The organism is Clavibacter sp. A6099 (assembly GCF_021919125.1).
GTDB lineage: Bacteria > Actinomycetota > Actinomycetes > Actinomycetales > Microbacteriaceae > Clavibacter > Clavibacter seminis.
Genome location: NZ_CP083439.1, coordinates 3,183,907 through 3,201,173, shown reverse-complemented (window position 1 = coordinate 3,201,173; position 17,267 = coordinate 3,183,907). Strand labels below are relative to the sequence as shown.

Genomic DNA, 17,267 nt, shown 5'->3' with positions numbered 1-17,267 from the left:
GTCCCCTCGGGGGCGCGGCCGTCGTCGTGCGCGGGCGTGCTGCCCTGTCGGTGGTGCGGCGCTCAGGCGGCCGTCGCCGAGGAGCGCACGGCGTCGAGCACCTCGCGGAGCTGCGCCACGACCTCGGCGTCGTCCGCCGGGTGGCGCTCGGCGAAGCGGATCACCGACTCGGGGACGGCCATCTTGACGTCCTCGAGCACGTGCGCGCCGGCGATGCCGAGCGACTTGCGGGCCTCGTCCTGCGCCCACACGCCGCCGTACTGGCCGAACGCGCTGCCGATCACCGCGGTCGGCTTCCCGGCGAGGGCGGACGCGCCGAAGGGGCGCGACGCCCAGTCGATGGCGTTCTTCAGCACCGCGGGCATCGTGCCGTTGTACTCGGGGGTGACCACGAGGAGGGCGTCCGCGGCGGCGATCGCGTCGCGGAAGGCCACGGCGGCGGCGGGCACGGATCCCTCGACGTCGACGTCCTCGTTGTAGAAGGGGAGCAGGTCGAGGCCGGCGTGGATGTCGAGCGTGACGCCGTCGGGGGCGTGGCGCACCGCCGCCTCGGCGATCTGCTGGTTGGTGGAGCCTGAGCGCAGGCTGCCGACGAGCACGAGGACGTGCGTCATGGTGTTCTCCTTCGGGGTCGTTCCGGGTCGGATCGTCTCCGTCGACGTGCCGCAGGGCGGAGGCGCGAGCCTCGCCATCGACCCTAACGACCGTCTTCTGACGGCTCCCCGGACGTGCGCCTGCCGGCGCCGGTCAGCGCGCGCCGATGTCCGCGAGGATCCCGTCCATCAGCTCCGCGAGGGCGACCGACTCCGCGTGCGGCATCTCCGGGCACTCGACGGCACCCGCGCGGATCGCGTCCCGGGCCGCCCGGAACATGGGGACGTAGCCGCGGCCCTCGATCGCGTGCTCCTGCCGCTCCGGATCCCCGTCGGCAGGCACGACCGTGAGCGCGCGGGAGGCGAGGAACAGCGGATCCACCTCGATGCGGCCGGCCGTGCCGCTGACGGTCGCGCCCGTGGGGAGCGCCGCGACGAGCGAGCAGGCGAGCGTGGCCTGGCGGCCGTCGGGCCAGCCGAGCAGGATCGCGACCTCGGTGTCGACGCCGCCGTCGATCACCGTGCCGACCGCATTCACCGACGACGGCGTGCCGAACAGGCCGTGCGCGAAGGCGAGCGGGTAGACGCCCATGTCGAGGAGCGTGCCGCCGCCGACCTCCGGGTCCCAGAGTCGGCCCGTCCCGTCGGTGACGAATCCGAAGGCGACGGAGATCGCGCGCGGATCCCCGATGCGACTGTCCGCGATCGCCTGGTGGACGGCGAGGCAGCCGGGGGAGAACGCCATCCAGAGCGCCTCGAGGAACAGCAGGCCCTCGGCGCGGGCGAGGTCGACGAGCGCGCGGGTGTCCTCCGCCGTGGTGGTGGCGGGCTTCTCGCAGACGACGTGCTTCCCGGCGCGGAGGGCGGCCTCGGCCTGCGACCGGTGGAGGGTGTGCGGGGTGGCGACGTAGACGGCGTCCACCTCGGGGTCGGCGAGGAGCGCGTCGAGGGTGTCGTGGATCCGGGCGATGCCGTGCGCCTCGGCCAGCGCCTCGGAGCTCGCGCGGGTGCGGGAGTGGACGGCCACGACCTCGACGCCGGGGACCAGCAGCATGTCGGGGACGACCGAGGCGGCGATGCCGGCGGCGCCGACGATGCCGAAGCGGATGGGGCGGGCGTGGTCGTCAGTCGGCTCCGGGTCGGGCGTGCGGGCGGGGGCGGGCGGCATCGTCGTCGACATGGATCGAGCCTAGGCGCGGGCGTGCGTGCCCGACCGATCCGGCCGTCGGCCCGGCGGATCAGTGCCCGCTGAGCAGTGCGAGCATCTCGTCGTGGCGGCAGTCGCGCTCGGCGAAGCGGAGGCCGTGGACGTCCTGCACGAGGATCTCCTCGTCCTCGGGGCGAGCCTGGAGGATCCCCATCACCTCGTCGAGGAAGTCCTCGAGCGGCATCGCGTCGGCCGCCTCGGCCTGGCCGGGCATGAGCGCGGTCTGCACCTTGGGCGGCACCAGCTCGATCACCTCGACGGACGTGCCGTCGAGCTGCGCGCGGAGGCTCTGCGTGTACGAGTGCACGGCGGCCTTGGTGGCGGAGTAGGTGGGCGTGGCGGGCAGCGGCACGAAGGCGAGGCCGGACGACACGGTCATCAGGGTGGCCTCGTCGCTGGCGAGCAGGCCGGGCAGGAAGGCGTCGATCGTGCGGATGGTGCCGAGGAGGTTCGTCGTGACGATGGCCTCGGCGGTGGCCTGGTGCGCGGGATCCCGGAGGTCCTCCGCCTGCATGATGCCGGCCGTGGTGATGACGACGTCGAGGTCGGGGTGGCTCGCGGCGAGCTCGTCGCGCGCGGCCGTGATGGAGGCGGGGTCGGCGACGTCGAGCACGACCGAGGCCATGCCGTCGTGCTGCGCGGTGATCTCGTCGAGCAGCTCCCGGCGGCGGCCCGCGATGACGACGCGGTTGCCCGCGGCGTGGAACCGCTCGGCGAGCCCGCGCCCGATGCCGGAGGTGCTGCCGGTGATGAGGACGGTGCGGCCGGTGATCTTCATGGGGCTCCTTCGCCGCGGTGGCGTGCGGCAGTCGGGACGGGCTTCGGGTTCGTGGGTCGAGTGTGGCCCGTCGCGCGTGCGGTGGCGGCGGGCGCGCGGGGATGCGCGGAGGATCCAGCGGGAGTTCACGTGGGGAGGGGCGGCCGGGCTCGAACGGGGGCCAGCGGCGGGACGGGCGGGTGGCGTCCGGCCGATACGTTCGAGGGATGAGCGGACACGGCACGGACCCCGGATCCACCCCGACCGACGCTGCGCGGGCCGGGAGCCTCGGCGCCCGGATCGCCCTGCTGATCGTCCTGGTGTTGCTGATCCTCGGGCTCGGCACGCTCTACGGCTTCGGCCTGTACCAGGCAGCCGTCGTCGGCGACGTCGACGCGGCCGCTGTCCTCCCGCAGCTGATCGCCGGCCTCCTGGCGCTCGCCTTCGCCCCGGCGCTCGGCCTGCTGGAGCTGCAGTCGTGGCGGGACCCCGAGCGATCCGCCGGGACGCGCCGGCGTCCGGTGCGGGTGATCGTGTGGCTCGGGATCACCGCGCTCGCCGTGGTCGTGCACGCTGTCGCCTCGCTGGTCGGCGGCGTCTCCCCGCTCGTCGTGCTCGGGTTCGCGGTGGCCGCCGTCGCCACTGCCGCCGCCAGCTGGATCCTGGTGCTCCGCGCGCAGGCCGCCGCCGTCCGCCGTCTGGGCGCGCGCCTCGCCGCCGACGCCCCGACCCTGTCGATCGACCTCGACTGGACCGCGGACACGGCCCGGCGCAAGTGGCGCCTCATCGGCCTGGTGTTCGTGGTCGCGCTCGTCGTCACCCTCGGCGGGACGCTGCTGCTCGATCGGTTCGAGCCGCAGGAGACTGCCCAGGCGGTCGCCCTCGTGCTCCAGTTCTCGCTGCTCGCGCCGGCGCTCACGTGCCTGTTCGTCTCGGTCGGGGCGCAGCTGTCGGGATCCTCCATCACAGCGGGTCTGTCCAAGGAGGACCGCAAGGCGGTCGGGCAGCGCGCCGTAGGCAAGGGCCGAGAACTCGATCCCGAGCTCGAATGGCGCGCCGCCCGCCTCGCCGTCTACAGTCGCACGCTGCAGCCGTTCCAGCTGGGTCAGTCGCTGCTGCTGCTGGTCTCGATCTTCGTCCCCTCGCTGCTCCGCGGCGACGTCTCCGGCTGGTTGCTCGTCCTCTTCCTCGTGGCCCTCGTCATGCTCGTCGCCACGGTGCCGTTCGCGGTCGTCCAGCACCGCCGCATGTCGCGGTACGCGGCGACGGTCGGCGATCTCCCGCGCTCTCACGCGCCCGCCTGACCCGACCCGCCTGACCCCCTGTCGGCGGCCCCCGCTACCGTCGACCCATGCCCGAGGGTGACTCCGTCTTCGTCCTCGCCGCACGCCTCCGCGGCCAGGTCGGCGGCGCGCTCATCACCGACGGGGAGCTGCGGTCCGGCGCGCGGGCGGGTGCACGGCTCGGCGGGCGGCGGATCACCGGGTTCGACACGCACGGCAAGCACCTGCTCATGCGGCTCGACGACGACACCACCCTCCACACGCACCTGCGCATGCAGGGCTCGTGGACGGTCACCGGCGCGGGCAAGCGGGTGCCCGAGCGGATCCAGCACCAGGTGCGCGTGCGCCTCCGCCTCGACGACGGCCGCACCCTCTGGGGCATCGACCTGCCGGTGGTCGAGCTGATCCCCACCCGCGACGAGCGCGCGGTCATCGGGCACCTCGGCCCGGACCCGCTGCGCGACGACTGGTATCCGGCGCTCGCCGTCTCCCGCCTTGCAGCTCGGCCCGACGAGACGATCCGCGCCGCCCTCCTCGACCAGCGCCCCATGTCGGGCCTCGGCAACCTGTGGGTCAACGAGGTCGGCTTCCTGCGCGGCGTGCATCCGGCGACGCGCGTCCGAGACGTGGACCTCCCACCGCTCGTCGACCTCGCCGCCCGATCGCTGCGCCACTCGGCGACGGTGCCGGCGGCGTACCAGATCACGACGGGCGATCCCCGCCGCGGCCGCACGCACTGGGTCGTCGGCCGCGCGGGCCGGCCGTGCCTGCGCTGCGGGACGACCGTGCTCGGCGTCGACGATCCGGGGAGCACGAGCGAGCGCGGGCGGCGGGCGTGGTGGTGCCCGCGGTGCCAGCCGGCGACCGACGGCGGCACCTAGCGCGGGGAGAAGCGCTCCTCCACCTGGCGGACCTGCTCGGCGTCGAGCTCCCAGCGCATCCCGTGCTCGCCCGGCGTTCGCCAGCCTTGCCGACGGAGCCACGCGCGCACCCGCTTCGGGTCGACGCCGATGCGGTCGGCGAGCTCGGGCACGGTCTGGGGCTGGTCGTCCATGGGGGCACAGTAGCCCGACGGGACGACGGAGGCCCGCCCCGCGGAGAGCGGGACGGGCCTCGTGTCATCGGCATGTGCGTCGCTACGCCAGCGACGCCACCCCGAACACCGCCGTCGCGATCGCGAAGCCCATCACGCCGATGGTGGTCTCCATCACCGTCCAGGTCTTGAGGGTCGTCTTCACGTCCATCTCGAAGAAGCGGCCGACGAGCCAGAAGCCGGAGTCGTTCACGTGGCTCGCGACCACGGATCCGCCCGCCACCGCCACGACGAGCGCCGCGACCTGGAACGCGTTGTAGTCGCCCGCCAGGATCGCCGGGGAGATGAGGCCCGCGGCGGTGGTGAGGGCGACGGTCGCGGATCCCTGCGCGATGCGGAGGATCGCCGCGATGAGGAACCCCGCCAGGATGATCGGGATGCCGAGGTCGCCGAGCACGTCGGCGAGGGCGTCGCCGATGCCGCTGGTGCGGAGGACGCCGCCGAACATGCCGCCGGCGCCGGTGATCAGGATGACGGACGCGACCGGGCCGAGCGCCGACTCGAGCGTCTTCTCGAGCGCGCTCTTGTCGATCCCGCGGCGCCGGCCGAGGAGGAACGCCGCGAACAGCAGCGAGATCAGCAGCGCGACGGGCGTCTCGCCGATGGTGCGGAGCACCTGGTACCAGGTCTCGTCACTGGTGCCTTCGGGGAGGATCCCGCCGGTCGAGGCGGCGTTGAGGCCGGTGTTCAGGAAGATCAGGATCAGCGGGAGCAGCAGCACGGAGAGCACGGTGCCGAACTTCGGCGGGTTCGACTCGGCGTGCTCGTCGGCCTGGCCGAGGATCGAGGGGATCGGCAGCACGTACTTCTTGCCGACCCAGAGCCCGAAGAGGTAGGCGGTGACGTACCAGGTGGGGATCGCGGCGATGAGGCCCACGATGATCACGATGCCGACGTTCGCGCCGAAGAACTCGGACGCCGCGACGGGTCCGGGGTGCGGCGGCACGAAGATGTGCATCACCGAGAAGGCGCCGGCGGCGGGGAGGCCGTAGCGGAGCACGCCGCCGCCGAGGCGACGGGCCACCGAGAAGACGATGGGCAGCATCACGACCAGGCCGGCGTCGAAGAAGATCGGGAACCCGAACAGCAGCGATGCGACGCCGAGCGCGAAGGGGGCGCGCTTCTCGCCGAAGAGGCGGATCAGGGTGTCGGCCAGCGTCTTCGCGCCGCCGCTGGTCTCGACCAGTCGGCCGAGCATCGCGCCGAGGCCGACGAGCAGCGCGACCGTGCCGAGCGTGGAGCCGAAGCTGCCGACGAGCACGGTCACGATCTGCGAGGTCGGGATCCCGGTGGCGAACGCGGTCGCGAGGCTCACGAGGATCAGCGCCACGAACGCGTGGACGCGCAGTGCGATGATCAGGAACAGCAGGACGGCGATGGCGCCCGCGGCGATCAGGAGGAGCGGACCCGCGGTGAGGGTCTGCGTCCAGTCTTCGATGGTCATGTTCTCTCCGTTGATGAACCGTGCGGTGTGCGGTGGTGGTGCGGGGTGGCGGACGGTCGCGCTAGCTCGCGACGAGGCCGAGCTCGTCGACGATGCGGGTCGTGACCTCGTCGGGCGTCCCGGTGTTCTCGAGCGTGAGGCCGCGCTCGCCGGCGTCGAGCGGTTCGAGCGTGCTGATCTGCGACGGCAGCAGTGAGGCCGGCATGAAGTGGCCGCTGCGCGTCTTCATCCGATCGCGGATCAGCTCGGTGTCGCCGGAGAGGTGCACGAAGCGCACGTCGCCCTCCGCGCTGTCGAGCAGGTCGCGGTACGAGCGCTTGAGGGCCGAGCAGGTGACGACGGTGCTGCGTCCGGCGCGGGCCTCGCCGCCCATCCAGTCACGCATGGACTCGAGCCATGGCCAGCGGTCGCCGTCGGTGAGGGGCGTGCCGGCCGACATCTTCGCGATGTTCGCCTCGGGGTGGAACTCGTCCGCCTCCGCGAAGGTCCAGCCGAGCCGCTCGGCGAGGGCGGTGGCGATCGTGGTCTTGCCGGATCCGGAGATCCCCATCACCACGACGTGGCGCGGATGTGCGGCCATGCGGACTCCCTCGTCGGTCGATGCGGGCGGCGACGGGTCGCCGTGCCGAAAAGGTAACACCTTTCATGCGGCAGGTGTTCGGCGGGCGGCGCGCGCCGACCTATGGTGGAGCGGTCGGCGGCCCGCCGGCCGACACCCGGAGAGGTCCATGACGACGCGGTCTCCCTCCACCCCGGCATCGGCGCCGGACCCCGTTCCCGCCCCTGTCTCGATTCCAGTCGCCGCAGTCCCCGCCGCCACGGTGCTGGCCACGCGGATCATCGAGGAGCTCGGCCGCGACATCGTCGACGCCCGTCTCGCGAAGGGCACCCGCCTCACCATCGAGGACCTCCAGCAGCGCTTCGGCGTCTCCCGCACGGTGGTGCGCGACTGCGTGCGCGTGCTCGAGGCGATGGCGCTCCTCGTGCCGAAGCGCCGCGTCGGCCTCGTGGTGCAGGGCGCGGATCGCTGGAACGTCTACGACCCGCGCATCATCCGCTGGCGCCTCACCGGCCCCGGCCGCTCGGACCAGTTCCGCTCCCTCACCCAGCTGCGCCGCGCGGTGGAGCCGGTCGCCGCGTCGCTGGCCGCGCGCAACGCCACCGCCGCTCAGCGCGCCCGCATCGCCGAGCTCGCGGTGGATCTCCGCCGCCTCGGCGAGGCTGGCGCCCTCGTCGACTTCCTCGCCGCCGACATCGAGTTCCACCACCTGATCCTCGAGGCCAGCGGCAACGACATGTTCTGCGCCCTCCGCGAGGTGATCACGGAGGTTCTCAGCGGTCGCACGCACCAGGGGCTGATGCCGCGGACGCCGCGACCGCATGCGCTGGACACACATGAGCAGGTGGCGCACGCAATCCGCGACGGGGATGCGGCGACGGCGGAGGCGGGGATGGCGTCGTTGTTGGCGGAGGTCAGTAGCGCGATTCGCTAGTGCACCTGCAATCGAAGTCTTTCCTGACGCACAGGCATGCTGAAAATGTTTCGGTTAGATGCAGTGCCGCCCACCTAAGGGAGATCGGAAGCAAACTCACTCGGGGCTTAATTGGGACGGCCTGCCACCAGTCAAAAAATTGACCGAGCGACGTCTAGCTTGCGCTTCAGGCAGTGCTGTAATGTGAGCTAGAACAAGGTTCTATAGAGCTACGTCAAATGTGTGCAGCCAGCCGAAGGAGCATGTCTTGCCTCAAGTCAAATCCGTGATGAGTCACTTGTCGTATGAGGTGGCAGTCCGACCGCGAATCTGTCAGCGACACAAGACGGGAGCTCAAGCTCACCAGATCGAACCTGGGGATGGTTGTCTTGTCGTTCTTGATTCTCAAGGGCACGGCAAAAACTACTGCCTTCCGGCTGCTGACGACATGCTGGTGAAAGCTCAGGAGGATCTGGCTCAGCTGACTGAAGTGGTACGGGAGCATTCGGGACAACATGGCTAAAAGAGCCGGCCGTTACTTCAACCGTGCTCGGTCAGAGCGAACGCTTAATATCATCTTATTCATATGTTTTGATAGTTGGCATTCAAACTATAAGGCGGGCATGTGTGGCTATACGCCAGAATAGGTCGCGGTTAGGTCGCGACACAATAGAAAATTGCCCCACCCGTTTCCCCAGCCATGCTTTTTGGCTACGCACCAGAGCGCCACTTTAATTAATTAAGCACCATTGTTGATGTTCCCGGGTTCTGGCATCCGTTTCGGTCGGGTCGTAAATGGGTTACGCACGCAATTCAATGATATCGAAAACAACTAGGCTAGTAGGACTATGTTACCTGTGACGGAATCTGAGCTACGAGAGCTCGTGCGGGCTACAGTGCGGTCCGAAATGGCGAATGCAAATGTACAGTCCAACCATCTCTTTGTTGATGAATTTGTTCTTGGAGAACGAGGTCGAATAGACCTTGCTGTGATCGGGGAAAGATTTCAAGGATTTGAATTAAAAAGCGACTTGGATACACTATCTCGCCTGCCCCGGCAAATGAAAGTATATAGCGAGATCTTTGACTACTGCACTTTAGTAATCACTCCACGCCATCTTAAAGCGGCACGGGCGGTCTTATGGCGCGGCTGGGGCCTGTCGGTTGTTAGTCGCATTGAGGGAGAAGGTCTTTCCTACAAGAGGGTGCGTAAGCCGACTTTGACGACGCGAGTCGAGTCAGTCCCCCTCGCTAGCCTGCTTTGGAGAGATGAGGCGCTTAAGGCTCTCGACTCTCTCGGTCATTCAACGGGATTGCGTTCCAAGCCTCGAGATGTCCTGTGGCAACGTCTTGCTGAAGTAACGACGGGAGATGATCTGCGGAAGATCGTTTCGTCTGCGATCACGGCTCGCCAAGGGTGGCGAGACGGTCGAGAACTACGTGAATGTGACGCGACACCGCAATCATCAGGTGTGTCGTCGCGTTTCCTGGCCCGGAGGTTTTTGCCGCAATCTCGCTGATCCGGTTATCTCCGGGACTGTAGGCGGGGCCAGAGTAGTACGTTGATTCTACGATATCGGACGCTAACTTCCGATACTGCTCCGCAGGGCCTTTGCGCTCTTTGCCTCGATGGATGTACCATTCGGTATCCGAAGCATATCTCATATTCGGTATGGGCGTGAATGGCGCGCTGCCGTATGTGGGGACACCGACCGTGTAATCGCTAAATATAATATCACGATCAATGGTGTGTCTTACGGTGATGAAGGCGGCCGCGTCCTCGCGGGCTATGGCCGTGACGGTCTCGCGAGCGGCAACTTCTCCCAGTTGCGCCGGGAATGCAGAAAACGCCAAGACTACGTTTCTCCAGGCGCTGATTGTGGGTAGTTTTTGAACAGCCTGCCCGGCGACGGCGGCTCGTACGACCGCGGTGCCGGTAAGCAGTCCAGCGTCCACGACAAGATCCACGTGAGACGGATCAGTGCCTAGCGCATCGATGGTGCCGAGAATATCCGCTACGCTATCAATACCCTCGTCAATAAGCTCTTCCACATCGATGCGGATGACTACACCTCGCTCATCCATTTCCATGATTTCAGCAATTGAGGCCAAAGTGTCTGGCTCCTCAGTCGCTGTAATTACGGGAACGTAGGTGCCCGCAAATCGAAGCTCTGCGAAGAAGTTGGTCACGTAGGCTGCAAAATATGCGTCCTCCGTCCCGTCGGGATTCAGAACCTGCACCCAGGCGACGTCGTCTGGGTTCCAGGCTTGGGTTACCTGAGCTGCTGCCGTGACTGGTTCAAGTACTTCGATTAGAGGAACAAGGGAAGGGGAGTTGCAGCCGGAAAGAGCGTCGAGTTCTGCCTTTTTTGACTTGATTATCGGAACGTACGTAGTGCTTGAGAAAGAAACATTTGAGAGGGCCATACTTCATATTGAGCTGGCCTTACGCAATGCGCAAGGGCATTCGTAACCCCCGTTCAGGGGTGCCTCAAGAGCTGAATGCAATCCGAGGGGCGGTTGCCGACAACATCGCGGTGTTGGTATTGGAGCGAGTGACGGGAATCGAACCCGCGCTATCAGCTTGGGAAGCTGAAGTTCTACCATTGAACTACACTCGCGCGACCGGCCTGGGGCCGGGTCGAGACCACAGCCTAGCAAGAGTCCGGCCGGGCGCCACCCCGCGCCGGTAGGCTCCTGCCGTGCTCCTCTCCGACCGTGACATCACCGCCGAGCTCGACGCCGGACGAGTGGCCCTCGATCCGTACGACCCCGGGATGCTGCAGCCCGCGAGCATCGACGTGCGCATCGACCGCTTCTTCCGGCTGTTCGACAACCACAAGTACCCCTACATCGACCCCGCAGAAGACCAGCCCGAGCTGACCCGCCTCATCGAGTCGAAGCCGGGGGAGCCGTTCATCCTGCACCCGGGCGAGTTCGTCCTCGGATCCACGTTCGAGCTGGTCACGCTGCCCGACGACGTCGCCGCGCGCCTCGAGGGCAAGAGCTCGCTCGGCCGCCTCGGCCTCCTCACGCACTCCACCGCCGGCTTCATCGACCCCGGGTTCTCCGGCCACGTCACGCTCGAGCTGTCGAACGTCGCGACGCTGCCCATCAAGCTCTGGCCCGGGATGAAGATCGGCCAGCTCTGCTTCTTCCGCCTGTCGTCGCCCGCCGAGAAGCCCTACGGATCCGGCGAGTACGCCTCCCGCTACCAGGGCCAGCGCGGCCCCACGGCCTCCCGCTCGCACCTCAACTTCGTGCACACCGACGTGACGGTGACCGACGCGGGGCAGTCGGGGGAGTAGGCCTCTCCAGCCGGCTCAGGTCGGGTCGGTGAACGCGACCGGCTTGCCCGCCGCTCGGGCGTAGGCGATCTCGCGACGCGTGGACTCCCCGACGTAACCGCCCGGGTTCACGACCAGCACCCGATCCGCCAGGTCGATCTTCCTGAGGTGGAGGGCATCGAGCGCGGCCTTCTGATCGGCGTCGACCGACCCGTCCGCTTCGGCCGGTGCTACGACGATCACCCCCGCCAGGGCCAGGTCGCGAGCCGCCTCCCGCATCTCGTCGCGGAAGCGCATGGATCCGCAGACGCACACGATCTGCGGCCGGGCGGGTCCGGCAGAGCCTCCGGTCAGCCCCCGCTGCAGCGTCGCATGCAGCGACCAGAACTGCGACGCGGGCAGCGGCACTCCATCAGCTACGGCCTCCAGATAGGTGAGGTGCGTGATCCAGCCGATGCGGTAGGACTCCGCCAGTTCCGCGAGCCCGGAGTGCACGAGCTCGAGCACGGTGCGATCCTCGGACGCGCGCAGGGTGATCTCCACGTGCGACGCCGGTTCGTCCGGGAAGTCCCATGTCATCGTCAGTCGATGCGGCAGGTCGGCCTCGACCACGGCGCTGCGGGATCTGACGCCCTCGCCGTGGTCGACGACGAGCGTCCCACCGGGGCGGACGTCGCATTCCACGACGGCGCCGAGCCACCGGGCGATCGCCTCCGGCTCCGTGAGCGCCGCCCACACCGCCTCGGGGGAGTGCGCGAACGACCAGGCGATCCATGCGCTGTCCGGATGGGGTGAGACGGCGACGAGGGGCATGCGCTCAGTGTCACGGGATGCGGGCGGGCCGTCCAGCGGGTCGCCCGTGGTCGTCGCTCGGTCGGAGTCGCGCTGCTAGGCAGGCCGCGCCGCAGACGCCGCATCGGCCGCGACCTGCACCGCATCCATGGGCGCGCGGCCCAGCAGCATCGCCAGGTCGTCGCTCGTCTCGGAGAGGAACCCGTGCCGCACGGCCGTATGGATCGACATGAGCATCGCGGGCTGGAACGGCTTCAGACCGGCGTCCACGTAGGACGCGCGCCGGGCGGCGAAGTCGAGACGGTCGAGCGGCACACCCACGCGTTCGGCCACCTCGGCGGCCGTGATCGCCGGCCCCACGAGGTCGTACCGGCGGCCCGCGTGCGCTTCTGGAGCCCGGGCGACCACGGCCGCCGCCTCCGCGAGGTCCCCGCGCGCGACGGCCGCGAGGGCGCCGTCCCCGAATGCCGAATCCAGCCGCGATCCGCGCCAGGTCAGCAGCGCGCCGAACAGCTCCGCGTACAGGCCGTTCCGCAGCACGGTCGACGGCACGCGGGTGCGGGCGAGGCGCCGCTCGGTCCAGCGGTGCGCGAGCGCGAAGGCGAGGTGATCCCCCTCCGCCGCGACGCTCGTGTAGATCACGTGGCTGACGCCGTCGCGCTCGGCCGCCGTGATCGCGGCGTCGTGCCGCGCGGTCACGACATCGTCCTCGGCCTCGCCCGCCGAGACGAGCACCAGGGTGTCGACGCCGGCGAAGGAGACGGTCGCGGGGTCGTCGAGGTCGATCCGCCGCATCCCGTCGGCACCGGAGCGGCTGCTGCCGATCGCATCCGTTCCCATCGTGCGGAGGTGCTGGAGGATGGCGGAGCCGAGCTGGCCCGTGGCGCCGGTGACGAGGATCATGGATCCACCTCTCGTGGTTCGGATTCGGTGACGTCACCGAGCGTGCTGCGACCCCCGATCTCTCACAAGGAGGCACTTCCGTGTCACTCACTCACACCGCGGTGGCCGCCGACCTCGAGCCCTGCGGCCGCGAGGACCACCCCGACTGCGGGATCCGCGACGTGCTCGACCGGGTCGGCGACACCTGGTCGGTGATGGTCGTCGTCGAGCTGGCGTCGGGGGAGCGGCGGTTCCGCGAGCTCCAGCGTGCCGTCGAGGGGATCTCGCAGCGCATGCTGACGCTCACGCTCCGGCGGCTCGAGCGCGACGGCCTCGTCACCCGCACGGTCTTCCCGACGGTGCCCGCGCAGGTCTCGTACGCGCTCACGCCGTCGGGCAGCCGGCTCACGCACCTCGTCAAGGCCCTCGCCGACTGGGCGCTCGCGGAGCGCGCGGGGATCGCGGAGTCGCGCGAGCGCTATGACGTGGAGCACCCGGGGCACGGAATCCGCTGAGCGACGGTGCGGACGTCTAGCGCGCTAGACAGCTGAGGCTGCCACTCGCTCACTTGCGGCTGAGGCTGCCGTCCCGTTCGAGGGGCATCAATGAGGTCACGTCTCTGCCAGCCTGACGGGACACCCGATCCCTAGGAGACTCCGTCATGGCCGATACGTCGACCGAAGCGCTCGACCCCGAGGAGCCCGCGGACCCCGCGATCCGCGCCGACGTCCAGGAGGAACAGGACAAGCTGCGCGACTTCGTCACAAGCCTGAGTGGCGACGACATCAAGTCCGGCAATTGGTTCGAGAAGCTCGCTGCCCACGCTTTGGGCTCCTACACGGAGAAGGCCACCTGGCAGTACTTCCAGGAGAAGTATCAGGGCGTCCCCGCCGACGGGATCGTCGACCAGCGCATCAAGATGGCGTCGCGATATGCGGCACTCGAGGGCGGGCTTTCGGCGAGCGCGTATACGGCAGCCATCGCCGCCACGATCGGGTCCCTCGGGGGCGCGTCGCCTGCGACCGTACCGGCCGCCATCGTGACCGTGATGGTCGACGTGGCGTTTCTCACTCAGCTGCAGCTGCGCTTGGCCTACGACGTCGCCGTGCTGTACCGAATCCCGCTGGATCTGTCCGATCCCGCCGACCTCTGGAAGCTCATTCGAGTGGCCTTCACGATCAAGGGCGGCGAAGCGTTGCGAGAAGGCGTCGCCAAGGGCGTTCCTGTCCTCGTGCGGCCCGTGCTCAAGCGCTTCTACTCGAAGGGCGTGCTCAATGCCGCCAAGGGGCTCCCGTTCGTCGGCAAGTTCCTCCTGCAGCGCAACGTGATCAAGATCGGCATCCCGCTGATCGGCGTTCCCGTGGCGGTGGTGCTGAACCGCTATTCGACCTTGATCGCAGGGCGCCACGCGCGCTCCGTATTCCGGAACGAGGCTCGTGTCATCGAGATGGCCGGCGGGCTGAGCGCGCGCAGCCGCCATCCTCAGTTGGCTCTCTGGGTGACCTGGCTGGTCATCATGGCGGACAAGAAGATCGCTGATGATGAAGCGCTGCTCATGAAGCACCTCGTGCGGGTCGTCCGCGATGACCACGGCGTCATCGACGAACAACTCGCTCAGCTGGTCGAGATCGAGCCAGCCGACGTGTGGCGTCGCATCGATGCCGAGGAAGGGGATCTCACCGATCTCCTGGGTGTCGCTGAGCGCGTCGCCTCCATCAACGGGGCCGTGAACCCGCGAGAGCAGGCGATAGTCGACGAGCTCCGCGCCCGATGCGGAAGCCCTACCGCGGATGTGCCGGAGCCGTCGCCGATCGTCTAGCGCGCTAGCTCGCCGGATCCCCCACCGCCGGACCCGAATGGTGGTGGTCGAACACCACGCTCGTGCGGGTCGAGGCCACCGCCGGGTGCGCCGAGAGGTGCTTCAGCACGAAGTCGCGGAGGTGGTCGCTGTCGCGGACGGCGATGTGGAGGATGAAGTCCTCGGATCCGCCGAGGAAGAAGAGCTGCACGACGTCGGCGAGCTCGCGCATCTCGGACGCGAACGCGGCCATCTCGTGGCGGGCGCCCGCGCGGATCGCGATGCTGATGAGCGCCTGCAGGCCCACGCCCACCGCATCCGCGTCGATCGTGGCGGTGAAGCCGGTGATCACGCCGCGCTCCACGAGGCCGCGCACGCGGGTCACGCACGTCGACGGCGCGATGCCCGCCTGCTCGGCGAGGCGGCTGTTCGGGGTGCGCGCGTCGGCCCGGAGGAGGGCCACGAGCTTCCGGTCGATCGCGTCGAGCGGCTCGGGCGTCCGCAGTTCCTTCGTCGGCATCCGGTCCTCCTCGGCTGGTGGGCGCACGATCACGCGGATCGAGCGGCCGTCGCCGACGATCCTACGGATTTCACGCGCTCGAAACGCACGATGGCCACCATGAGTCTCGCCCTCCCGCATCGCTGCCGCCGGCCGCACCTCGCGGGGAGACGAGACGGAGCACGCGCATGAAGGTCGGGATCCCCACCGAGATCAAGAACAACGAGAACCGGGTCGCCGCGACGCCCGCGGGCGTGCACGAGCTCGTGCGCCGCGGCCACGAGGTGCTCGTGCAGGAGGGCGCGGGGCTCGGATCCAGCATCACCGACGCCGACTACGTCGAGGCGGGCGCGACCATCGTCGCGACGGCCGACGAGGTGTGGGGCGCGGCGGACCTGCTGCTCAAGGTCAAGGAGCCGATTCTCGAGGAGTACCCGCGCATGCGCCCGGGCCAGACCCTCTTCACGTACTTGCACCTCGCCGCGTCGCGGCCCTGCACGGACGCGCTCGTCGCCTCCGGCACCACGGCCATCGCCTACGAGACGGTGCAGCTCCCCAACCGCCAGCTGCCGCTCCTCCAGCCGATGAGCGAGGTCGCCGGCCGGCTCTCCACCCAGGTCGGCGCGTACCACCTGATGCGCGCGGCCGGCGGGCGCGGGATCCTCCTCGGCGGCGTGCCCGGCACCCCGAAGGCGCGCGTCGTCGTGATCGGCGGCGGCGTCGCGGGCGAGCACGCGGCCGCGAACGCGCTCGGCATGGGCGCGGACGTCACGATCATCGACCTCTCCATCCCGCGCCTCCGCGACCTCGAGAACCGCTTCGGCGGGCAGGTGCAGACGCGCGTCTCCTCGGCGTACGAGATCGCGGCGCAGCTGAAGGACGCCGACCTCGTGATCGGCTCGGTCCTCATCCCCGGCGCGCAGGCCCCGAAGCTCGTGACCGACGCGATGGTCGCGACCATGAAGAAGGGGTCCGTGCTCGTCGACATCGCCATCGACCAGGGCGGCTGCTTCGAGGGATCCCGCCCCACCACGCACGACGACCCCACCTTCGCGGTGCACGACAGCGTCTACTACTGCGTCGCCAACATGCCGGGCGCGGTGCCGGAGACCTCCACGCGCGCGCTCACGAACGCGACGCTGCCGTACGTGATCGCGCTCGCCGAGAAGGGCTGGAAGCGGGCCCTCGCGGAGGATCCGGCGCTCGCCCTCGGCCTCAACGTGCACGACGGGCACGTGACGAACTCGCACGTCGCGGCGGCGCTCGACCTGCCGCTCACGCCGGTCGCCGAGGTGCTCGCCGCCTGACGCGCGCCCGGCCGTCGCGCGATCGTGATCCCGCGACGGCCGGATCCGCCCGCCTCCCTGGCAGGGTCGATGCATGACCTTCCGCTACGCGCCCGAGCCCGAATCGACCCCGCCGCGCGAGCGGAGGACGTCGAACGGCGTCGGTCTGGCCGCGCTCATCGTCGGCATCGTGTCGCTCGTCGGGTCGGTCATCCCGCTCGTCAACTACGCGTCCGGGTTCCTCGCGATGGTCGGCATCGTGCTCGGGATCATCGGCCTGCTCCTCAGGGACCGGCCCAAGGGCACGGCGCTCGGCGGCCTCATCCTCAGCGTGGTCGCGCTGATCCTCTCGATCGTGCTCGCGATCGTCTACACGGTGGGCATCGCCTCGGTCATCGGCGACGCCGTGGAGGAGTCGCGCTCGTCGGCGAGCCCGGTGCCCATGCCCGAGCCGCAGGGCACGGGGTCGCCGGACGACGGGGCCACCGCCGACGACGTGACCGTCTCCTACGAGCTGACGGGCACCGTCCCGACCGTGAGCGCCGCGTGGTCCGACCGCCTCGGCGAGGTCTTCAGCGCGGACGAGGCCGCAGATCAGCCGCTGCCGTTCACGCGCGACGTCGTCCTCCCGGGCGGCAGCGAGTTCGACGACGAGCGGCTGATCCTCGTCGGCACGGGAAGCGCCGAGGCGGGGGACCTGACCTGCCGGATCCTCGTGGACGGCGCCGTCGTCACCGAGCAGACGTCGAGCGGCGCGAACGCGCGCGCGGCGTGCGTCGTGACGGCCGCCGAGGTGCGCGCGGCCGCTGGCTGACACCGCGCGCCGACACGACGGATCGCGCATCGCACGACGACGGGCCCGGCGCGCATCGCA

Annotated in this window: 19 protein-coding genes and 1 tRNA gene; 9 read left to right on the top strand and 11 right to left on the bottom strand. The window is 69.3% G+C overall.

Annotated features, from left to right (window positions below; translation table 11 throughout):
- Window positions 1-62: 62 nt before the first annotated feature.
- The 3 genes from KYT88_RS15270 to KYT88_RS15260 all read right to left on the bottom strand — a co-directional run bounded on the left by KYT88_RS15270 (window position 63) and on the right by KYT88_RS15260 (window position 2,578).
- Window positions 63-614 (bottom strand): NAD(P)H-dependent oxidoreductase, encoded by a 552-nt coding sequence (locus KYT88_RS15270; protein ID WP_043583733.1) that lies wholly within the window; start codon window positions 612-614, stop codon window positions 63-65.
- A gap of 133 nt (window positions 615-747) precedes the next feature.
- The gene (locus KYT88_RS15265) at window positions 748-1,773 is read right to left on the bottom strand and encodes a Gfo/Idh/MocA family protein (protein ID WP_043583735.1); all 1,026 of its coding nucleotides are present in this window, start codon (window positions 1,771-1,773) and stop codon (window positions 748-750) included.
- Window positions 1,774-1,831: 58 nt separating this feature from the next.
- Window positions 1,832-2,578, bottom strand: coding sequence for an SDR family oxidoreductase (locus tag KYT88_RS15260; protein ID WP_043583737.1), 747 nt, complete (start codon window positions 2,576-2,578; stop codon window positions 1,832-1,834).
- 206 nt (window positions 2,579-2,784) lie between these two features.
- Here KYT88_RS15260 and KYT88_RS15255 point away from each other — a divergent pair, with 206 nt between their 5' ends.
- Complete coding sequence (locus tag KYT88_RS15255; RefSeq protein WP_043583739.1) at window positions 2,785-3,861, top strand: hypothetical protein; 1,077 nt, start codon at window positions 2,785-2,787, stop codon at window positions 3,859-3,861.
- 47 nt (window positions 3,862-3,908) lie between these two features.
- Entirely contained in the window at window positions 3,909-4,721 is an 813-nt protein-coding gene (locus tag KYT88_RS15250; RefSeq protein ID WP_043583740.1) for a DNA-formamidopyrimidine glycosylase family protein, read from the top strand.
- Here the strand turns inward: KYT88_RS15250 and KYT88_RS15245 are convergent.
- From KYT88_RS15245 to KYT88_RS15235, 3 genes are all read right to left on the bottom strand, one after another.
- Complete coding sequence (locus tag KYT88_RS15245) at window positions 4,718-4,894, bottom strand: hypothetical protein (protein WP_156032173.1); 177 nt, start codon at window positions 4,892-4,894, stop codon at window positions 4,718-4,720. The two genes, KYT88_RS15250 and KYT88_RS15245, sit on opposite strands and share 4 nt — an antisense overlap.
- Before the next feature lie 82 nt (window positions 4,895-4,976).
- Window positions 4,977-6,377, bottom strand: coding sequence for a GntP family permease (locus KYT88_RS15240; protein WP_043583741.1), 1,401 nt, complete (start codon window positions 6,375-6,377; stop codon window positions 4,977-4,979).
- 61 nt (window positions 6,378-6,438) lie between these two features.
- The gene (locus tag KYT88_RS15235) at window positions 6,439-6,957 is read right to left on the bottom strand and encodes a gluconokinase (protein WP_043583742.1); all 519 of its coding nucleotides are present in this window, start codon (window positions 6,955-6,957) and stop codon (window positions 6,439-6,441) included.
- A 148-nt stretch (window positions 6,958-7,105) separates the two neighbouring features.
- Between KYT88_RS15235 and KYT88_RS15230 the strand changes: the two genes are divergently transcribed.
- Both KYT88_RS15230 and KYT88_RS16000 read left to right on the top strand, forming a co-directional pair.
- Window positions 7,106-7,870 (top strand): FadR/GntR family transcriptional regulator, encoded by a 765-nt coding sequence (locus KYT88_RS15230; protein ID WP_200871130.1) that lies wholly within the window; start codon window positions 7,106-7,108, stop codon window positions 7,868-7,870.
- An 827-nt stretch (window positions 7,871-8,697) separates the two neighbouring features.
- Window positions 8,698-9,369 carry a sce7726 family protein gene (locus tag KYT88_RS16000; protein ID WP_147362300.1) on the top strand — a complete coding sequence of 224 codons (672 nt, stop codon included), beginning with the start codon at window positions 8,698-8,700 and terminating at the stop codon, window positions 9,367-9,369.
- Here KYT88_RS16000 and KYT88_RS15225 read toward each other — a convergent pair.
- Together KYT88_RS15225 and KYT88_RS15220 are read right to left on the bottom strand one after the other, a co-directional pair.
- The gene (locus tag KYT88_RS15225) at window positions 9,251-10,276 is read right to left on the bottom strand and encodes a beta family protein (protein ID WP_081840887.1); all 1,026 of its coding nucleotides are present in this window, start codon (window positions 10,274-10,276) and stop codon (window positions 9,251-9,253) included. The genes KYT88_RS16000 and KYT88_RS15225 overlap by 119 nt on opposite strands.
- Before the next feature lie 120 nt (window positions 10,277-10,396).
- Window positions 10,397-10,470 (bottom strand) — tRNA-Gly (locus KYT88_RS15220).
- Window positions 10,471-10,551: 81 nt separating this feature from the next.
- Here KYT88_RS15220 and dcd point away from each other — a divergent pair.
- A complete protein-coding gene (gene dcd / locus KYT88_RS15215) occupies window positions 10,552-11,157 on the top strand; it encodes a dCTP deaminase (protein WP_043583745.1) in 606 nt (201 codons plus the stop codon).
- A gap of 15 nt (window positions 11,158-11,172) precedes the next feature.
- Here the strand turns inward: dcd and KYT88_RS16015 are convergent, their stop codons facing one another.
- Complete coding sequence (locus KYT88_RS16015; RefSeq protein WP_081840888.1) at window positions 11,173-11,949, bottom strand: SRPBCC domain-containing protein; 777 nt, start codon at window positions 11,947-11,949, stop codon at window positions 11,173-11,175.
- Between the two features lie 75 nt (window positions 11,950-12,024).
- Window positions 12,025-12,831 (bottom strand): NAD-dependent epimerase/dehydratase family protein, encoded by an 807-nt coding sequence (locus KYT88_RS15200; protein WP_043583747.1) that lies wholly within the window; start codon window positions 12,829-12,831, stop codon window positions 12,025-12,027.
- Window positions 12,832-12,911: 80 nt separating this feature from the next.
- Here KYT88_RS15200 and KYT88_RS15195 point away from each other — a divergent pair, with 80 nt between their 5' ends.
- Together KYT88_RS15195 and KYT88_RS15190 are read left to right on the top strand one after the other, a co-directional pair.
- A complete protein-coding gene (locus KYT88_RS15195; protein ID WP_043583749.1) occupies window positions 12,912-13,325 on the top strand; it encodes a winged helix-turn-helix transcriptional regulator in 414 nt (137 codons plus the stop codon).
- 146 nt (window positions 13,326-13,471) lie between these two features.
- Window positions 13,472-14,629 (top strand): hypothetical protein, encoded by a 1,158-nt coding sequence (locus KYT88_RS15190; RefSeq protein ID WP_051629204.1) that lies wholly within the window; start codon window positions 13,472-13,474, stop codon window positions 14,627-14,629.
- A gap of 4 nt (window positions 14,630-14,633) precedes the next feature.
- Here the strand turns inward: KYT88_RS15190 and KYT88_RS15185 are convergent, their stop codons facing one another.
- The gene (locus tag KYT88_RS15185) at window positions 14,634-15,128 is read right to left on the bottom strand and encodes an Lrp/AsnC family transcriptional regulator (protein ID WP_043583751.1); all 495 of its coding nucleotides are present in this window, start codon (window positions 15,126-15,128) and stop codon (window positions 14,634-14,636) included.
- A 167-nt stretch (window positions 15,129-15,295) separates the two neighbouring features.
- Here KYT88_RS15185 and ald point away from each other — a divergent pair, with 167 nt between their 5' ends.
- Together ald and KYT88_RS15175 are read left to right on the top strand one after the other, a co-directional pair.
- A complete protein-coding gene (gene ald / locus KYT88_RS15180; protein WP_043583753.1) occupies window positions 15,296-16,414 on the top strand; it encodes an alanine dehydrogenase in 1,119 nt (372 codons plus the stop codon).
- A gap of 73 nt (window positions 16,415-16,487) precedes the next feature.
- A complete protein-coding gene (locus KYT88_RS15175) occupies window positions 16,488-17,207 on the top strand; it encodes an MmpS family transport accessory protein (RefSeq protein WP_043583756.1) in 720 nt (239 codons plus the stop codon).
- Window positions 17,208-17,267: the final 60 nt, after the last annotated feature.